Genomic DNA, 17,259 nt, shown 5'->3' on the forward strand with positions numbered 1-17,259 from the left:
CCGGCTCCCGACGCCGAACGCTCCTGACGCAGCACGCACCCGACGACTGACTCCCGACGACCAGGAAGACCTCACCGTGGCGACGACCAACGACCTGAAGAACGGCCTCGTGCTCAACATCGACGGCCAGCTCTGGACCGTCGTGGAGTTCCAGCACGTCAAGCCCGGCAAGGGTGGCGCGTTCGTCCGTACCAAGCTGAAGAACGTGCTCACCGGCAAGGTCGTGGACAAGACGTTCAACGCGGGCGTCAAGGTCGAGACCTCGAACGTCGACAAGCGCGAGATGCAGTACCTGTACAAGGACGGCACCGACTTCGTCTTCATGGACACGAGCACCTACGACCAGCTCCACGTGAGCGAGACCGTCGTCGGCGACGCCGCCAAGTACCTGCTGGAGAACCAGTCGGCCATCGTCGCCACCCACGAGGGGGCGCCGCTGTACGTCGAGCTGCCCGCCGCCGTGGTGCTCGAGATCACCTACACCGAGCCGGGCCTGCAGGGCGACCGGTCGACCGGCGGTACCAAGCCCGCGACGCTCGAGACGGGGACGGAGATCCAGGTGCCGCTCTTCCTCGAGGCCGGCACGAAGGTCCGGGTCGACACGCGTGACGGTTCGTACCTGGGTCGCGTGAACGACTGACGTGGCCGCCCGGAGCAAGGCCCGCAAGCGCGCCCTGGACGTGCTCTTCGAGGCAGACCAGCGCGAGCGGCCCGCGCTCGACGTGCTCGCCGAGCGCCTGACGACGCCGGGCACGCAGACCGCGTTGCCGCAGTACTCGGCCGACCTGGTCGAGGGTGTCGCGGCGCACCAGGCGCAGATCGACGAGCTCATCAGCACCTACTCGCGTGGCTGGACGCTCGAGCGCATGCCGGCGGTCGACCGTGCGGTCCTGAGGATCGGCACCTACGAGATCCTCTTCCGGGACGAGGTGCCCGACGCCGTCGCCGTCGACGAGGCGGTGGAGCTGGCCCGCGCGCTGTCCACCGACGACTCGCCGACGTTCGTCAACGGCCTCCTGGGCCGCCTCGTGGAGCTGAAGCCCACCCTGCTGGCCTGAGGCCGCCACGCCGCTGGCGTGTAGCCCAGGACCGTGCGCGGTCAGGACCCTGCGGCCGGCGACATCTGGTGCGGCAGGCGCTGGGGGAGTCGCTCGGGCGTGACCGCCTCGATCTCGCCCGTGCCGGGACGCCGCCCGCGGATCGGCAGGGTCGGAGCCGGGCGACCCAGCATGAAGCCCTGGACCGTGTCGACGCCCATCCCCACGAGCGTGGTCAGCTCCTCGGCACGCTCGACGCCCTCGGCGACGACGTCGAGGCCGTGCGCCCGCGCAACGGCGAGGACGGCGCGCAGCACCGCGTCGCCCTCGGGCGTGCCCGAGGCGTGCACGAAGGACCGGTCGACCTTGATCACGTGCACCGGTAGCTCCGCGAGCCGCGAGAGCGAGTTGTAGCCGGTGCCGAAGTCGTCGAGCGCGATCCGTGCGCCGCGGGCGGCCAGCGTGGCGAGGGCGGCGCGTGCGTGGGCGTCGTCGTGCAGCAGGGCGCTCTCCGTCACCTCGATCGTGAGCCGGCGCCACGCGCCCGGGCCCCAGGACTGCTCGACGTGGCGCACGAAGTCCGCCTCGTCGAGCTGCCGTGCGGCCACGTTCACCGCCACGGGCAGGTCGTACTTCTCGGACGCGTTGCGCGCCGCCGCGAACACCTGCCGGCCGATCTCCACGATGAGCCCGGTCTCCTCGGCGAGCGGCAGCCACTCCTGCGGCAGGACCAGCTCGCCGTTCCGGCGCCATCGTGCGAGCGCCTCGAGCCCCACGACCTCGAGCGTCCCGGTGTCGGTGAGCGGCTGGAAGTGCACGACGATGTCGCCGGCACTCATCGCCTCCTCGAGCTCGCGCCGCATGGTGGTGCGCTCGTGGAACTCCCCGCGCAGGAGATCGTCGTAGAAGGCCGCGCCCTTGCTGCCTCGCTTCGCGGCGATCATCGCCAGGTCCGCGCCGCGGACGAGGGCGTCGACGTCGCGCACCTCGCCCGGGCGCCACGCGGCGACCCCGACGGTCATCGGCGTCGCGGGCACGCGGTGCGCCAGGTACTCGAACCGCCCCTGCACGCGGCGGGCGAGCGCGAGCAGCTCCGTGTCGTCGGGGGCGCGCTCGACCACCACGACGAAGTCGTCACCCCCGTGCCGGGCCACGAAGGCGCCCGGCCCGGCCGCGTCCACCAGCTGCGCGGCGACGCGGCGCAGCAGGCGGTCGCCCCACTCGCGGCCGCGCATGTCGTTCGCGTGCTTGAAGTTGTCGAGGTCGCACAGGAGGACCGCGACGCGCGTCGACTCGACCTCGGCCTTGCCCAGGGCGGCGGCGAGCTGGCGATCGAGCGCTGGGCGGTTGTGCAGGCCCGTGAGGGCGTCCGTGTAGGCCGCGTCCCGCAGCTTGCTGGTGAGGGTGTGCCGCTCGGCGGCGCTCGAGACGACGCGCGCGACGTCACGCAGGAACGACTGCTCGTCGGGCAGCAGCGCCCGGCCCTCGGCGGAGTAGAACTCGGTGACGAACCGGTCGCGGGAGAGCGGGCGCAGCGTGCCGCGGATCGACGGGTCGTGCAGGAGCTCCTCGCACTGGGCGCGAGCCGTCTCCAGGAGCTCGGCCGGCGTGTGCGCGAGCCATGCGGCGTTCGAGACGGAGGCGATGGCGTCGCGCATCCGCGCGCGCCGGTCCGCAGCGCGGCGCACGGCGCGCACGCGCGCGGCGGCGAGCACCTCGAGGCCGGCCACCAGCGGCACCACCCACAGGCCGCGAAGGGGCTCGGTGCTCCACGACGCGGGCGCCACGGCGCCACCGACGAGGGCCACCACGGCGACGACGGCGCCACCGGCGACACAGGCTCCGGCGGTGGTGACCTCGAGCCCTCGGACGGCGCGGAAGACGTAGACGCCGAGCACGACGACGGGGACGAGCTCGGCGAGCGGAAGCAGCGGGCCGTAGCTGGGCACACCGTCGGCGTCGATCCCGGCGAGGATCAGCGGGCTGGTCCACCAGAGAACCCCGGCTGCGGCGAACCACGCGAGGAGCACCGTGCCGAACCGGCGGACGCCGGGGCCGCCGGTGTACGCACGCACGGCGGGCAGGGCCAGGACGATCGCCGCCGCGTAGGCGACGAAGCGGGCGAACAGCAGCCCCGACGCGTGCGGGCCCGGGGCCAGCACCCCGTACAGGCCGTTGAGGAGGCACACCCCAGCGAGGGCGAGCGACCACGCGCTTCCCCAGCGCACGCCGGAGCGACGCAGCTCTCCTCGCCAGGCGCCGGTCTCCATCGCGACGAGTCCGACCACGACGCCGGCCACGAGGCACTGGAGCACCGTGAGCCAGGACGGCACGGTTCCACCCACGCGCCAACTATCGGCGTTCTTGGGGCGCTACATGAGCAGATTCGCCCGAATGTCACGATCGTGTGAAGTGATGAGATGCCCGAACCGGTGCGTCGTGCGGCTGACGGCCTGCTCCCGCAGCACCGTGAGGAGCTCCCGGGTCCCGCTCGCGAGCACCGGTGCGTCGATGAGCGTGACCTCGCCCACGCGCGTGCGGGCGGCTGCGGCGAGGCCCGGGCAGTGCCCGACGGCGCGGATGCGGCCCGACACCTGGCCGGCGCGCACGGCCGACGCGAACGCCTCGTGACCGAGGTCGCCCGCCGCCGACATCGTCACCGGTGTCCCCACGAGCCCGGCCGCCGAGACGACCCGCGCGACGTCGCGCTCCCGCGCGCCGTCGCCGACGCGCACCACGAGCTGCGGCAGCGGTCGGTGGCGGAGCACGTTCGACTCGGACGCCAGGCCGGCCGGGTCCGCGTCGCGTGACAGGCGGGCCCAGACCCGCGCGTCGTCGGCGCGCGCCCACGCGAGCCACGCGTCGTCGGCGGTCGGGACGTCGGGGGAGTCGGACCAGGCGCCCAGCTGGGCGACGTAGTGGGGGCCGCCCGCCTTGGCACCGGGACCGACGGCGGAGGCCTTCCAGCCGCCGAACGGCTGGCGCTGCACGACGGCGCCGGTGATGTGGCGGTTGACGTACGCGTTGCCGACCTCCACGCGGTCGAGCCACGTGTCGATCTCGCGCTCGTCGAGCGAGTGCAGGCCGCCGGTGAGGCCGAAGGGGACGGCGTTCTGCAGGTCGATCGCCTCCTCGAGCGTCCGGGCGTGCATGACGCCGAGGACCGGGCCGAAGCACTCGGTCACGTGGAAGAACGAGCCCGGAGCCACCCCGTGCTTGACGCCGGGCGTCCACAGGCGCCCCTCGGCGTCGAGGCGGCGCGGCCGGACGAGCCACCGCTCACCGGGCTCGAGCGTCGTGAGTGCGCGCAGCAGCTTGCCCGCAGCGGGCTCGACCAGGGGGCCCATGGCCGTGCCGAGGTCGCCCGCGGGCCCGACCGGCAGGCTGCGGACCGCGTCCGCCAGCTGCCGACGCAGCCGTGCGGAGGTCCCGGCGGCCCCGACGAGGATGAGCAACGAGGCGGCCGAGCACTTCTGGCCGGCATGCCCGAAGGCGGACCGCACGACGTCGGCCACCGCGAGGTCGACGTCGGCGGACGGCGTGACGACGATGGCGTTCTTCCCCGACGTCTCGGCCAGCACGTCGAGGTCCTCGCGCCAGGAGGCGAACAGGGCCGCGGTCTGGACCGACCCGGTGAGCACGACGCGCGCGACGTCCGGGTGTGCCACGAGCCGCCGGCCCACCTCGTCCTCCGGGACGGACACGACCTGCAGGACGCCGGCCGCCGCGCCCGCCTCCCGCAGCGCCACGCGGACGGCGTCGAGTGCGAGCGCGCCGCACAGCGGCGTCTGCGGTGCGGGCTTGGCGAGCACCGGCGACCCGGCGGCGAGCGCGGCGAGGACAGAGCCGACCGGGATGGCGACGGGGAAGTTCCACGGCGGCGTGACGACGGTCACGCCGGCCGGCCGGAAGCGTGCACCCGCGACCGCGCCGTCCTCCAGGGCGAGGGCGGAGCGTGCGTAGTAGCGGGCGAAGTCGACGGCCTCGCTCACCTCGGGATCCGCCTCGGCGACCGTCTTGCCGGCCTCGTGGACCATCACGGCGACGAGGTCGGAGCGCGCCGCCTCCAGCAGGTCGGCCGCCCGCGCCAGGACGCGGGCCCGCTCGCGTGGTGGGGTCGCCGCCCACTGCGGGCCGGCGGCGACCGCGCGGGCCACGGCGGCATCGACCTCGGCGGTCGTCGTCAGCGCCGTCGGCGCGACGACGCGGGGCGGGCCGGCGACGGCGGCGGCCGCCCACCGCGCGGCCGCGGGGTCCGCGGGGTCGGTGTCCGGCGCGTTCCGGAAGGGGCCGTCGAGCGGGTGCGCCGACGGAAGCTCCCGCGTCACCGGTGCCGCGGCGCGGCGCGGGCGACGGGGCACGGTCGGCGCGTCGCGCACGGAGACGCGGAAGGCGGCCTCGTGGGCGTCGAGCGCAGCGGGATCGGTCCCGAGCAGGGCGCGCACGACGTTCTGCTCGGCCGCGGTCTCCTCCAGGCGCCGGACCAGGTACGCGATCGCCACGTCGAAGTCCTGGGCCGCGACGACGGGGGTGTAGAGGCGCACCCGGCCGACGTCGCGCAGGACCGCGCGCGCGTGCGCCGGCGCCATCCCGAGGAGCATCTCGACGTGCATCGCGTCGGCGACGCCGCGGTCGGTGGCCAGCACGTGCGCGAGGGCGACGTGGAAGAGGTTGTGGCTCGCGACACCGACGCGGACTGCCGGGGTGCGCGCGGGGTCGAGGGCACGGTCCAGGAGCCGGACGAACGAGGCGTCCGTGTCGGGCTTGGTGTCGAACGGGGCGGGTGGCCGGCCGTGCAGCTCGGCCTCGACGCGTTCCATCGGCAGGTTCGCGCCCTTGACCAGCCGGACGCTCACGGGCCGGCCGCCCGCGTGCAGCCGGGCCTGCGCCCGTTCGGTCAGCTCGTCGAGGACGTCGAGGGCGTCGGGGACGTAGGCCTGCACGGCCAGGCCGAGGCGCGCGTCGCGGAGCCCGGGGTCCGCGAGCAGGCCGCCGAAGGCCTCCAGCGTCAGGTGGAGGTGCTGGTACTCCTCCATGTCCACGGTCAGCGCCGTGCCGTGGCGCGTGGCGGTCTCGGCCAGGACGCGCAGCCGCACGCGCACCCGCTCGGCGTCGGCGTCCAGCGCCCACGGGCTCAGGCGACCGGCGACCGAGGAGATCTTGACCGAGACGTGGTCGACGTCGGGCCGCGCGGCCAAGGTCTGCACGCGGCGCATGCGGCGCCGGGCCTCCGCCTCCCCGAGAACGGCCTCACCGAGCAGGTTCAGGTTGGTCCGGAACCCGGCACCGTGGATGGCGGCGAGGTGGGCACCGAGCCGAGGTCCGGACTCGGCGACCAGGTGCCCGACGAGGGCGCGCAGGCGTGCGCGGGCGAGGGGGACGACCACGTCCGGCACGATCGGGGCGGCGAGCGCACCCAGGGCGAGCAGAGCGCCGTCGACGGGCCCCAGGGCCGCGGTGCGGGTGCCGGGATGACGGCGGAGCGCGGCGAGCTCGCGCGCGGCCACCGCGCGGTCCTCGGGCCTGATCACCCGGTCCACGAACCGCACGGCCAGGTCGAGGCCGTCCGCGTCGGCGACGAGCGCGGCCAGGCGCGCGCTGCCGGGGTCGGACCCGCGTGCGTCGGCCCACCGGCGGGCGAGGGCGACGGCGGTGTCCACCGCTGCGGTGTCGATGCTTGCTCTGTCGCTGCGGGCCGTGCCGGCGTGTGCCGGCCGGACGGCGGTGGGCTGGTGTGCTGCGGGGACCGGCTCGACGGGTCGCGTCATGTCCACATGCTGATCGTCCCGACGGGCGCACGCACCCGGAGGACGGGGCCGGTGCGCCCGGGCAGTAGTCTTCGGACCGACAGACGTCCTTTAACACCGTCCTGTGAGGCGGGGAAGGAGGTCCCCGTGGCACATGCCACCGGTGACGCACAGCCGAGCGCAGGCACCCCTGCCGGCACGGAAGTCCTCTCGTCGGGCGACATCACCCGCGCCCTGACCCGGATCGCCCACGAGATCCTCGAGCGCAACAAGGGCGCCGCCGGTCTGGTCCTCCTGGGCATCCCGACGCGCGGCCTGCCGCTGGCGCAGCGTCTCGCCGCTCGCATCGCGGCCGTGGAACCGGGCGTCGACGCCGCAGCCCTCGCGGGCTCGCTCGACGTCACGATGTACCGCGACGACCTGCGCCGGCACCCGACGCGCTCGATCGGGCGCACGCAGCTGCCGGCCGACCTCGCGGACCTCGACGACCGCGTGGTCGTGCTCGTGGACGACGTGCTCTTCTCGGGCCGGACCATCCGGGCGGCGCTGGACGCCGTCGCCGACCTCGGCCGGCCACGGCTGGTGCAGCTGGCGGTCCTCGTCGACCGCGGCCACCGGGAGCTGCCGATCCGCGCGGACTACGTGGGCAAGAACCTGCCGACCTCGCTCGGCGAGATCGTCCGGGTGCGCCTCGCCGAGATCGACGGCGCTGACTCCGTCCGGATCGAGGGCGGTCGCGCGACGGGAGGCGACCTGTGAGGCACCTGCTCAGCGCCGCCGACCTCGACCGCTCCGCCGCCGTCGCGCTCCTGGACACCGCCGCCGGCATGGCGGCCACGCAGGAGCGCGAGATCAAGAAGCTGCCGACCCTGCGCGGGCGCACGGTCGTCAACCTGTTCTTCGAGGACTCCACCCGCACGCGGATCTCGTTCGAGACGGCGGCGAAGCGGCTCTCGGCCGACGTCATCAACTTCTCGGCGAAGGGGTCGAGCGTCTCCAAGGGCGAGTCGCTCAAGGACACCGCGCTGACCCTGCAGGCCATGGGTGCGGACGCCGTCGTCGTGCGGCACCAGGCCTCCGGGGCGCCGCACCGCCTGGCCCACTCGGGCTGGGTCGGCTCGGCCGTGGTCAACGCGGGCGACGGCACCCACCAGCACCCGACCCAGGCGCTGCTGGACGCGTTCACGCTGCGTCGGCACCTCGTGGGCGCCGGGGACGCCGGTCTCGGGCGCGGGCTCGACGGCCTGCACGTCGCGATCGTCGGTGACGTCCTGCACTCGCGCGTGGCCCGGTCGAACGTCGACCTGCTGCACACGCTCGGTGCCCGCGTCACCCTCGTCGCGCCGCCCACGCTCCTGCCGGTCGGGGTCGACGCCTGGACCTGCGCCACGTCCTACCACCTGGACGAGGTCCTCGCGCAGGACGCCCCCGACGCGATCATGATGCTCCGGGTGCAGCGCGAGCGGATGGGCCCGGGGGCCACGGGGGCGGTCGGCGGCGGGACCGGGTTCTTCCCCAGCGCCCTCGAGTACACGCGCGAGTACGGCCTGGACGCCCGTCGACTCGCGATGCTGCCCGACCATGCGATCGTCATGCACCCGGGCCCGATGAACCGGGGCCTGGAGATCTCGGCCGACGCGGCGGACTCGTCGCGCGCGGTGATCGTCGAGCAGGTGACGAACGGTGTCGCGGTCCGGATGGCGGTGCTCTACACGTTGCTGGCGGGGGAGAGGGAGGCGCTGTGAGCGCGCTGGAGGACACCTGGGTGCTGCGAGGGGTCGCGCCGCTCGGCGGCGACCCGACGGACGTGCTGGTCGCCGACGGCCGGATCGCGGCGCTCGGCGCCGACGTGGCCACCCGTGACGCGACCGTCGTCGACGGTCACGGGCTCGTGGCGCTGCCTGGGCTGGTGGACCTGCACACCCACCTGCGCGAACCGGGCCGGGAGGACGCCGAGACGGTCGCCACCGGGACGCTGGCCGCCGCGCTCGGCGGCTACACGGCGGTGCACGCGATGGCGAACACCTCGCCCACGGCCGACACCGCCGGCGTCGTCGAGCAGGTCTGGCGTCTCGGCCACGACGCGGGCTGGTGCGACGTGCACCCGGTGGGTGCCGTCAGCGTCGGCCTGGCGGGCACGCAGCTCGCCGAGCTCGCGGCGATGGCCCACTCGGCGGCCCGGGTCCGGGTCTTCTCGGACGACGGCCAGTGCGTCCACGACCCGGTGCTGATGCGCCGCGCGCTCGAGTACGTCAAGTCGTTCGACGGCGTCGTCGCCCAGCACGCGCAGGAGCCGCGCCTGACCGCCGGCGCTCAGATGCACGAGGGCATCGTCTCGGCACAGGTCGGCCTCGCGGGCTGGCCGGCCGTCGCGGAGGAGGCGATCATCGCCCGGGACGTCCTGCTGGCGGAGCACGTGGGCTCGCGCCTGCACGTCCTGCACGTCTCGACGGCCGGCTCGGTGGACCTCATCCGCTGGGCGAAGTCGCGCGGGATCGCGGTGACCGCCGAGGCGACGCCGCACCACCTGATGCTCACGGACGAGCTCGCCCGGACCTACGACCCGCTGTACAAGGTCAACCCGCCGCTGCGCACCGCGGAGGACGCCGAGGCGCTCCGCGAGGGCCTGGCCGACGGCACGATCGACACGGTCGGCACGGACCACGCGCCCCACACGCGCGAGGACAAGGACTGCGAGTGGGCGGCCGGAGCCTTCGGCATGCTGGGGCTCGAGACGGCGCTGGCGGTGGTCCAGACGCTGATGGTCGACACGGGCCGGATGACCTGGGCCGACGTCGCGCGGGTCATGTCCTTCGCCCCGGCGCGCATCGGCCGCATCGACGACGGCCCGATGGCGCAGGGCCGACCGCTCGCGGTGGGGGAGCCCGCCAACCTGGTGCTGGTGGACCCCGCCGCGCGGTGGACGGTCGAGCCGGAGCGGCTGGCCAGCCTGAGCCGGAACACGCCGTACGGCGGGATCGAGCTGTCCGGCCGCGTCGTCGCCACCTTCCTGCGGGGACGGCCCACGGTCCTCGACGGGCGCCCGGTCGCCCGCGAGGGGGCCACCCGGTGAGCGATCCGGTGAAGATCGCGATCCTCGCAGGGATCGCCCTCGTCGCCCTGGCCGCGATGCGCCTGGGGTGGCGGCGTCGCGCCGCGCGAGCCTCGGCCGCCTGGCCGGGCCTGCCGGCAGTGCCGGCGCTCGGCGAGCCGATCCTCGGTCCGCTGGAGGTGACGTACCTGGCGACCGCCCGGGCGGACGACCGGCTGGCGCGCCTCGCGGCGCACGGGCTCGCCGTGCGGGCGGCCGCCGAGGTCGAGGTCCACGGTGCGGGGGTTCTCGTGCGCCGAGCCGGATCGGCGGACCTCTTCGTGCCGGCACGCGCGCTCGGCGCCGTGACCCGCGCGTCGGGCATGGCGGGGACCGCGGTGGGCACCGACCGCGTGGTCGTGCTGCGCTGGCAGCACGGTCTCGCCCTGGACACCGGCCTGCTGCCGCGTCATCCCGACGACGCACGACGGCTCGCGGACGCGATCGGCGCGCTCGTCGGGCCGCCGGAAGGCACACCGGAGCCGTCATCCGCACCGACCGAGGGGAGTCCCGCATGAGCGAGCCGACCGCAGTCCTCGTCCTCGAGGACGGCCGGGTGTTCGCCGGCCGTGCCTTCGGCGCCACGGGCCACACCGTGGGGGAGATCGTCTTCAACACCGGGATGACCGGCTACCAGGAGACGCTCACGGACCCGTCCTACCACCGCCAGATCGTGGTGATGACGGCGCCGCACATCGGCAACACGGGCGTCAACGACGAGGACCCGGAGTCCAGCCGCATCTGGGTCGCCGGGTTCGTCGTGCGGGACCCGGCGCCGCGGCCGTCGAGCTGGCGGTCCCGGCGCGGCCTCGCCGAGGAGCTCGCGTCGCAGCAGGTGGTCGGGATCAGCGACATCGACACCCGCGCCCTCACACGCCACCTGCGCGAGCGGGGCGTCATGCGGGCAGGCATCTTCTCCGGGCCGGGGCTGCTCGACGAAGCGGGCCGCCGGCTGACGGACCAGGACCTGCTCGACGTGGTCGCCGCCGCGCCGCCGATGGCGGGTGCGGACCTCGCGCGTGAGGTCTCGGCCACCGAGCGCTACACCGTGGAGCCGCTGCGCGGTCCCGTGAGCGGCGCGGACGCGGTGGCGACGGTGGTCGCCGTGGACCTGGGGATCAAGTCGATGACGCCGCAGCGGTTGGCCGAGCGGGGCGTGCGCACGCACGTGGTGCCCGCCACGGTGACCGCCGACGAGGTGCTCGCCCTCCAGCCCGACGGCGTGTTCTTCTCCAACGGCCCGGGTGACCCGTCGGCCGCCGTGCACGAGGTCGAGCTGCTGCGTGAGGTGCTGGACCGCCGGATCCCCTTCTTCGGGATCTGCTACGGCAACCAGCTGCTCGGCCGGGCGCTCGGCTTCGGCACCTACAAGCTCACCTACGGGCATCGCGGCGTGAACCAGCCGGTCATGGACCGGCGCACCCGGCGCGTGGAGATCACCGCCCACAACCACGGGTTCGCCGTCGACGCGCCCACCGAGGGCGAGGCCGTGGCACCCCACGACGGTGGCCGCTACGGGCGCGTGGTGGTCTCGCACGTCGCCCTCAACGACGGCGTCGTCGAGGGCCTCGAGTGCCTCGACCTGCCCGCGTTCTCCGTCCAGTACCACCCGGAGGCGGCCGCCGGCCCGCACGACGCCGGGTACCTGTTCGACCGGTTCGTCGAGCTCATGACGTCCCGCGCCTCGAAGGAGTCCGATGCCGCGTCGCACTGACCTGTCCAGCGTGCTCGTGATCGGCTCCGGGCCGATCGTCATCGGGCAGGCCGCGGAGTTCGACTACTCCGGCACCCAGGCGTGCCGGGTGCTGCGCGCCGAGGGCCTGCGCGTGATCCTCGTGAACTCGAACCCGGCGACGATCATGACGGACCCGGAGTTCGCCGACGCGACCTACGTCGAGCCGATCACCCCCGAGGTCGTCGAGGCGATCATCGCCAAGGAGCGACCCGACGCGATCCTGCCGACCCTGGGCGGGCAGACGGCGCTCAACACCGCGATCGCGCTCGACGAGCGCGGGGTGCTCGAGCGGCACGGGGTCGAGATGATCGGCGTGAACACCGCCTCCATCCACCTCGCCGAGGACCGCCAGGCGTTCAAGGACGTCGTCGAGCGGTGCGGCGCGGAGAGCGCGCGCAGCGTCATCGCGCACTCGATGGACGAGGTGCTGGCGGCCGCCGACGAGCTCGGCTACCCGGTCGTCGTCCGGCCGTCGTTCACGATGGGCGGCCTGGGCTCCGGCATCGCGCACGACGAGGCCGAGCTGCGGCGGATCGCCGGCGCGGGCCTGCACTACTCGCCGACCACGGAGGTGCTCCTCGAGGAGTCGATCCTCGGGTGGAAGGAGTACGAGCTCGAGCTCATGCGGGACCGCGTCGACAACGTCGTGGTCGTCTGCTCGATCGAGAACGTCGACCCGGTGGGCGTGCACACCGGGGACTCGGTGACCGTCGCGCCGGCGCTGACCCTCACCGACCGCGAGTACCAGCGCCTGCGCGACATCGGCATCGCCGTGATCCGTGAGGTCGGCGTCGACACGGGCGGCTGCAACATCCAGTTCGCGGTCCACCCGCAGACCGGCCGGGTCGTGGTCATCGAGATGAACCCGCGGGTGTCGCGCTCGTCCGCACTGGCGTCGAAGGCGACGGGCTTCCCGATCGCGAAGATCGCCGCGCGGCTGGCCGTCGGGTACACCCTCGACGAGATCCCCAACGACATCACGGGTTCCACGCCTGCGTCGTTCGAGCCCGCGCTGGACTACGTCGTGGTGAAGGTCCCGCGGTTCGCGTTCGAGAAGTTCCCGTCCGCCGACCCGCGCCTGACCACGACGATGAAGTCGGTGGGCGAGGCGATGGCGCTCGGGCGCAACTTCACCGAGGCGCTCGGCAAGGCGATGCGGTCGATCGACAAGGCCGGGTCGGTGTTCCACTGGGACGGCGACGCGCCGTCGGGCGACGCCCTGGCTGCGCTGATGGCGCAGGTGCCGGTGCCCACGGAGGAGCGCCTGGTGCAGGTCCAGCAGGCGCTGCGCTCGGTCGGGCGGCCCGGTGGGGTCACCGTGGAGGACGTCTACGCGGCGACCGGCATCGACCCGTGGTTCCTCGACCAGATCGTGCTGGTGAACGAGATCGCCGACGAGGTCGCGGCGTCGTCCGAGCTCGCCCCCGACCTGCTGCGCAGGGCCAAGCGGCACGGCCTGTCCGACCAGCAGATCGGGCGCCTGCGCGGCCTCGCCGAGGACACCGTGCGTGAGGTGCGGCAGGCGCTCGGGCTGCGCCCGGTCTACAAGACCGTCGACACCTGCGCGGCGGAGTTCGCCGCCCGCACGCCGTACCACTACTCGTCCTACGACGAGGAGACGGAGGTCGAGCCGCGCGAGCGGCCGGCCGTCATCGTGCTCGGCTCGGGTCCGAACCGGATCGGGCAGGGGATCGAGTTCGACTACTCGTGCGTGCACGCCGTCCTGGCGCTGCGCGAGCGGTACGAGACGGTCATGGTCAACTGCAACCCCGAGACGGTCTCCACGGACTACGACACGGCCGACCGCCTGTACTTCGAGCCGCTGACCTTCGAGGACGTCATGGAGGTGTACGCGGCCGAGGCGGCCGTGGGTCCGGTGGCCGGGATGATCGTCCAGCTCGGCGGGCAGACACCGCTCTCCCTGGCGCGCAGGCTCGAGGCGGCCGGCGTGCCGATCCTCGGCACGTCCCCGGAGGCGATCGACGCGGCCGAGGACCGCGGCGTGTTCGGTCGCGTCCTCGTGTCGGCCGGGCTGCCGGCACCGGCGTTCGGCACGGCCACGTCGCTCGAGCAGGCGACCGAGGTGGCCCGGCGGATCGGCTACCCCGTCCTTGTACGGCCCTCGTACGTCCTCGGTGGCCGTGGCATGGAGATCGTCTACTCCGACGAGCAGCTCGGCCAGTACGTGGCGCGGGCCCTGGAGGGCGCGCGCGCCCTGCACACCGGCGACCAGATCCCGCCGCTGCTCATCGACCGGTTCCTGGACGACGCGATCGAGCTCGACGTCGACGCGCTGTTCGACGGCACCGAGCTGTACCTCGGCGGGGTGATGGAGCACATCGAGGAGGCCGGCATCCACTCCGGCGACTCCGCCTGCGCGCTGCCCCCGGTCACGGTGTCGACGGCGGAGCTGCGGCGCATCCGGGAGTCGACCGAGGCGATCGCGCGCGGCGTCGGGGTGCACGGCCTGCTGAACGTGCAGTACGCGCTGGTCTCGGACGTGCTCTACGTGCTCGAGGCGAACCCCCGTGCGTCCCGCACGGCACCGTTCGTGTCGAAGGCGACGGGCGTCCCTCTGGCGAAGGCAGCTGCCCTCGTGATGGCGGGCGCGACGATCGCCGAGCTGCGCCGCGACGGGGTCCTGCCCGCCGACGGCGACGGCGGCTCGCTGGGGCTGGACGCGCCGATCGCCGTCAAGGAAGCGGTGCTGCCGTTCCGGCGCTTCCGCACCGAGGCGGGCGGGGTCGTGGACACCGTCCTCGGCCCGGAGATGAGGTCGACGGGCGAGGTGATGGGGATCGACGTCGACTTCCCCACGGCGTTCGCGAAGTCGCAGGCAGCGGCCTTCGGCGGACTGCCCACCTCGGGCACCGCGTTCATCTCGGTGGCCGACCGCGACAAGCGTGCGATCACCTTCCCGGCGAAGCGGCTCACCGAGCTCGGCTTCACGCTCCTGGCCACCGAGGGCACGGCGGCGGTGCTCCGGCGCAACGGCATCACGTCGCAGATCGTGCGCAAGGCGTCCGAGGGCCGGGCCCAGGGCGGGCAGACCATCGTGGACCTCATCAGCGCAGGCGAGGTCGACCTGGTGGTCAACACCCCGTCCGGTCAGGGCGCGCGGGCGGACGGGTACGAGATCCGCACCGCGACGGTGGCCGCGGACAAGCCGATCATCACGACGGTCCAGCAGCTGGCCGCGGCGGTCCAGGCGATCGAGACGATCCAGGCGGGCCCGTTCGGGGTACGCAGCCTGCAGGAGCACACGTTCGAGCTGCGGGAACGGACGGTGGCCCGATGACCGCGCCGTTCGGTGCCCGTCTCGCGGGCGCGATGGATCGGTTCGGACCGCTGTGCGTCGGCATCGACCCGCACCCGGGCCTGCTGGCGGCCTGGGGGCTGACCGACGACGTCCAGGGGCTGCGCCGCTTCGCGCTCACGGTGGTCGAGGCGCTGGTGGGGGAGGTCGCCGCGCTGAAGCCGCAGGTGGCGTTCTTCGAGCGCCACGGGTCGCGGGGCATCGGCGTCCTCGAGGAGGTGCTGGCCGCCGTGCGGGGCGAGGCCACCCAGGTGGTGCTCGACGCCAAGCGGGGCGACATCGGCTCGACGATGGCCGGGTACGGCGACGCCTACCTGGCTCCCGGCGCGCCGCTCGCCTGCGACGCCCTCACCGTGAGCCCGTACCTCGGCGTCGGCGCGCTGATGCCCGCCGTCACGGCGGCGGAGGCGACCGGTCGGGGCCTGTTCGTCCTCGCGCTGACGTCCAACCCCGAGGGCGCCCTCGTGCAGCACGCGACGGCGTCGGACGGCCAGGCGGTCGCGGCGCACGTCGCACGCCAGGTCGCGGAGCTGAACGCGCGGGCCCTGGCTGCCGCACCGGCGGCGCTCGGCCCCTACGGGCTCGTCGTCGGCGCGACGGTGGGCGACGCCGTCCGGCGGCACGGCATCGATCTCGCCGCGGTGCGGGGGCCGCTCCTGGCGCCCGGCGTGGGCGCCCAGGGGGCCGGTGCGGCGGAGCTGGCGGACGTCTTCGGCGGTGCCCGACGCGCGGTGCTCGCGTCGACGTCCCGAGCCGTGCTCGACGCCGGACCGACGGTGGCATCGCTTCGCGACGCCGCCGCCCGGGCGGTCGACGAGGCCTCCCGCGCGCTCCGCTGAGGGTCCAGCGCCCCGGCCTGGGCCCGTCGCGCGTCGCTGGACTGGTCCAGGAGCCGTCGCGCACTGCCCTGACCAGCGCGAACCGGGGCGGCGACGTTGCCGTGGCCCCTCAGGTCTCGCTAGGTTCGACCCGACCGCCCCAGCCCGCAGAGAAGTAGGTGACCCGCGTGGCCCTTCCACCGCTGACCCCGGAACAGCGCGCTGCCGCACTCGAGAAGGCCGCCGCTGCGCGGCAGGCCCGCGCCGAGGTGAAGAACCGCCTCAAGTACTCCCAGGGCTCGCTGGCCGAGGTGCTCGAGCAGGCCAAGACCGACGACGTCCTGGGCAAGCTGAAGGTCTCCGCGCTCCTGGAGTCGCTGCCGGGCATCGGCAAGATCAAGGCGCGCGCGATCATGGCGGAGATCGGGATCTCCGAGACCCGCCGCCTTCGTGGTCTCGGCCCGCACCAGGCTCAGGCGCTCGTCGAGCGCTTCGGCTGAGAGTGGTGACGGAGGGCGGGACGCAGGCTCCCGAGCGGGCGGCTGCGGAGCAGGGCCCTGATACGTCGCGGCTGACGGTCCTCGCGGGCCCGACCGCGGTGGGCAAGGGCACCGTGTCCGCGGACGTCCGCGCCCGGTACCCGCTCGTCTGGCTGTCGGTCTCGGCGACGACGCGACCGGCGCGCCCCGGCGAGGTCGACGGCGTGCACTACCACTTCGTCGACGACGCGACGTTCGACGCGATGGTCGCCGGCGGCGAGTTCCTCGAGTGGGCCGTCGTGCACGGCCGACACCGGTACGGCACGCCCAAGGCGCCCGTGCTCGCGCGCCTGGCCGAGGGCCGTCCCGCGCTGCTCGAGATCGACCTGGCGGGGGCGCGCCAGGTCCGTGCGGCAATGCCCGACGCGCGGTTCGTCTTCCTGGCGCCGCCGTCCGTGGAGGAGCTGGTGCGGCGTCTGGTGGGGCGCGGGACGGAGAACGAGGACGAGCGGGCGCGCCGCCTGGCGACCGCCGAGGTCGAGATGGCGGCCGCGCCCGAGTTCGACCACGTCATCGTCAACGACGACGTGCAGCGCGCCACCGACGAGCTCATCGCGGTCATGGGCCTGGTGAGACGGTAGACTGAGCGGTCGGCCCGTCGCCGACACCCGCGCGATCGGCCCCGTAGCCATCGAGACCGCAGCCGTCGAGACCGCCTCCGGGCGGTCGGACTGCACGACCACCGCACCCGATCAGAAGGCAGCGCACACATGTCCGGAACCGTCGCCGCGCCCGAGGGCATCACCGACCCGCCCATCGACGAGCTGCTGACCGCCGCCGAGTCGAAGTACGCGCTGGTGATCTACGCCGCCAAGCGCGCCCGCCAGATCAACGCGTACTACAGCCAGCTGAACGAGGGGCTCCTCGAGTACGTCGGCCCGCTGGTCGAGGCCCGCCACCAGGAGAAGCCGCTCTCGATCGCGCTGCGCGAGATCAACGCAGGGCTGCTGACGGTCCGGCCGACCGAGGACTGATC

At 74.1% G+C, this 17,259-nt stretch carries 14 protein-coding genes; 12 read left to right on the top strand and 2 right to left on the bottom strand.

Annotation, left to right across the window (positions count from 1 at the left end):
• Positions 1 to 76: 76 nt before the first annotated feature.
• A complete protein-coding gene (efp, locus tag AFE02nite_RS03005) occupies positions 77 to 640 on the top strand; it encodes an elongation factor P (RefSeq protein ID WP_034244948.1) in 564 nt (187 codons plus the stop codon).
• A 1-nt stretch (position 641) separates the two neighbouring features.
• Positions 642 to 1,058: a transcription antitermination factor NusB gene (nusB, locus tag AFE02nite_RS03010; protein ID WP_034244950.1), complete on the top strand. Its 417-nt coding sequence runs from the start codon at positions 642 to 644 to the stop codon at positions 1,056 to 1,058.
• 41 nt (positions 1,059 to 1,099) lie between these two features.
• Here the strand turns inward: nusB and AFE02nite_RS03015 are convergent, their stop codons facing one another.
• The gene (locus tag AFE02nite_RS03015; protein ID WP_146819055.1) at positions 1,100 to 3,382 is read right to left on the bottom strand and encodes a putative bifunctional diguanylate cyclase/phosphodiesterase; all 2,283 of its coding nucleotides are present in this window, start codon (positions 3,380 to 3,382) and stop codon (positions 1,100 to 1,102) included.
• 27 nt (positions 3,383 to 3,409) lie between these two features.
• On the bottom strand, positions 3,410 to 6,805 hold the full coding sequence (locus AFE02nite_RS03020; protein ID WP_146819057.1) for a proline dehydrogenase family protein: 3,396 nt from the start codon (positions 6,803 to 6,805) through the stop codon (positions 3,410 to 3,412).
• A gap of 126 nt (positions 6,806 to 6,931) precedes the next feature.
• Between AFE02nite_RS03020 and pyrR the strand changes: the two genes are divergently transcribed.
• The 10 genes from pyrR to rpoZ all read left to right on the top strand — a co-directional run bounded on the left by pyrR (position 6,932) and on the right by rpoZ (position 17,257).
• On the top strand, positions 6,932 to 7,543 hold the full coding sequence (gene pyrR, locus AFE02nite_RS03025; RefSeq protein WP_034247196.1) for a bifunctional pyr operon transcriptional regulator/uracil phosphoribosyltransferase PyrR: 612 nt from the start codon (positions 6,932 to 6,934) through the stop codon (positions 7,541 to 7,543).
• A complete protein-coding gene (locus AFE02nite_RS03030) occupies positions 7,540 to 8,529 on the top strand; it encodes an aspartate carbamoyltransferase catalytic subunit (protein WP_146819061.1) in 990 nt (329 codons plus the stop codon). The genes pyrR and AFE02nite_RS03030 overlap by 4 nt, the downstream gene beginning before the upstream one ends.
• Positions 8,530 to 8,534: 5 nt before the next feature.
• Positions 8,535 to 9,857: a dihydroorotase gene (locus tag AFE02nite_RS03035; RefSeq protein WP_034247213.1), complete on the top strand. Its 1,323-nt coding sequence runs from the start codon at positions 8,535 to 8,537 to the stop codon at positions 9,855 to 9,857.
• On the top strand, positions 9,854 to 10,393 hold the full coding sequence (locus tag AFE02nite_RS03040) for a PH-like domain-containing protein (protein ID WP_034247205.1): 540 nt from the start codon (positions 9,854 to 9,856) through the stop codon (positions 10,391 to 10,393). Before AFE02nite_RS03035 ends, AFE02nite_RS03040 begins: the two co-directional genes overlap by 4 nt.
• Positions 10,390 to 11,589, top strand: a complete 1,200-nt coding sequence (gene carA / locus AFE02nite_RS03045) for a glutamine-hydrolyzing carbamoyl-phosphate synthase small subunit (RefSeq protein ID WP_034247207.1) — start codon at positions 10,390 to 10,392, stop codon at positions 11,587 to 11,589. Before AFE02nite_RS03040 ends, carA begins: the two co-directional genes overlap by 4 nt.
• On the top strand, positions 11,573 to 14,908 hold the full coding sequence (gene carB / locus AFE02nite_RS03050; protein ID WP_034247209.1) for a carbamoyl-phosphate synthase large subunit: 3,336 nt from the start codon (positions 11,573 to 11,575) through the stop codon (positions 14,906 to 14,908). Before carA ends, carB begins: the two co-directional genes overlap by 17 nt.
• Complete coding sequence (pyrF, locus tag AFE02nite_RS03055; protein ID WP_146819063.1) at positions 14,905 to 15,765, top strand: orotidine-5'-phosphate decarboxylase; 861 nt, start codon at positions 14,905 to 14,907, stop codon at positions 15,763 to 15,765. The genes carB and pyrF overlap by 4 nt, the downstream gene beginning before the upstream one ends.
• Positions 15,766 to 15,932: 167 nt before the next feature.
• Positions 15,933 to 16,244 (top strand): integration host factor, actinobacterial type, encoded by a 312-nt coding sequence (gene mihF, locus AFE02nite_RS03060; RefSeq protein ID WP_034248690.1) that lies wholly within the window; start codon positions 15,933 to 15,935, stop codon positions 16,242 to 16,244.
• A gap of 5 nt (positions 16,245 to 16,249) precedes the next feature.
• A complete protein-coding gene (gmk, locus tag AFE02nite_RS03065) occupies positions 16,250 to 16,864 on the top strand; it encodes a guanylate kinase (protein WP_146819064.1) in 615 nt (204 codons plus the stop codon).
• A 129-nt stretch (positions 16,865 to 16,993) separates the two neighbouring features.
• Complete coding sequence (rpoZ, locus tag AFE02nite_RS03070; protein ID WP_034248692.1) at positions 16,994 to 17,257, top strand: DNA-directed RNA polymerase subunit omega; 264 nt, start codon at positions 16,994 to 16,996, stop codon at positions 17,255 to 17,257.
• The last annotated feature ends 2 nt before the right edge of the window (positions 17,258 to 17,259 follow it).

The sequence above is a fragment of the Actinotalea fermentans genome, assembly GCF_007991475.1.
Lineage (GTDB): Bacteria > Actinomycetota > Actinomycetes > Actinomycetales > Cellulomonadaceae > Actinotalea > Actinotalea fermentans.

Excerpts from the sequence above, each read along its gene's own strand:
- AFE02nite_RS03020 (WP_146819057.1), bottom strand. The coding sequence starts at position 6,805 with ATGACGCGACCCGTCGAGCCGGTCCCCGCAGCACACCAGCCCACCGCC.
- carA (WP_034247207.1), top strand. The coding sequence starts at position 10,390 with ATGAGCGAGCCGACCGCAGTCCTCGTCCTCGAGGACGGCCGGGTGTTC.
- carB (WP_034247209.1), top strand. The coding sequence starts at position 11,573 with ATGCCGCGTCGCACTGACCTGTCCAGCGTGCTCGTGATCGGCTCCGGG.
- pyrF (WP_146819063.1), top strand. The coding sequence starts at position 14,905 with ATGACCGCGCCGTTCGGTGCCCGTCTCGCGGGCGCGATGGATCGGTTC.
- rpoZ (WP_034248692.1), top strand. The coding sequence starts at position 16,994 with ATGTCCGGAACCGTCGCCGCGCCCGAGGGCATCACCGACCCGCCCATC.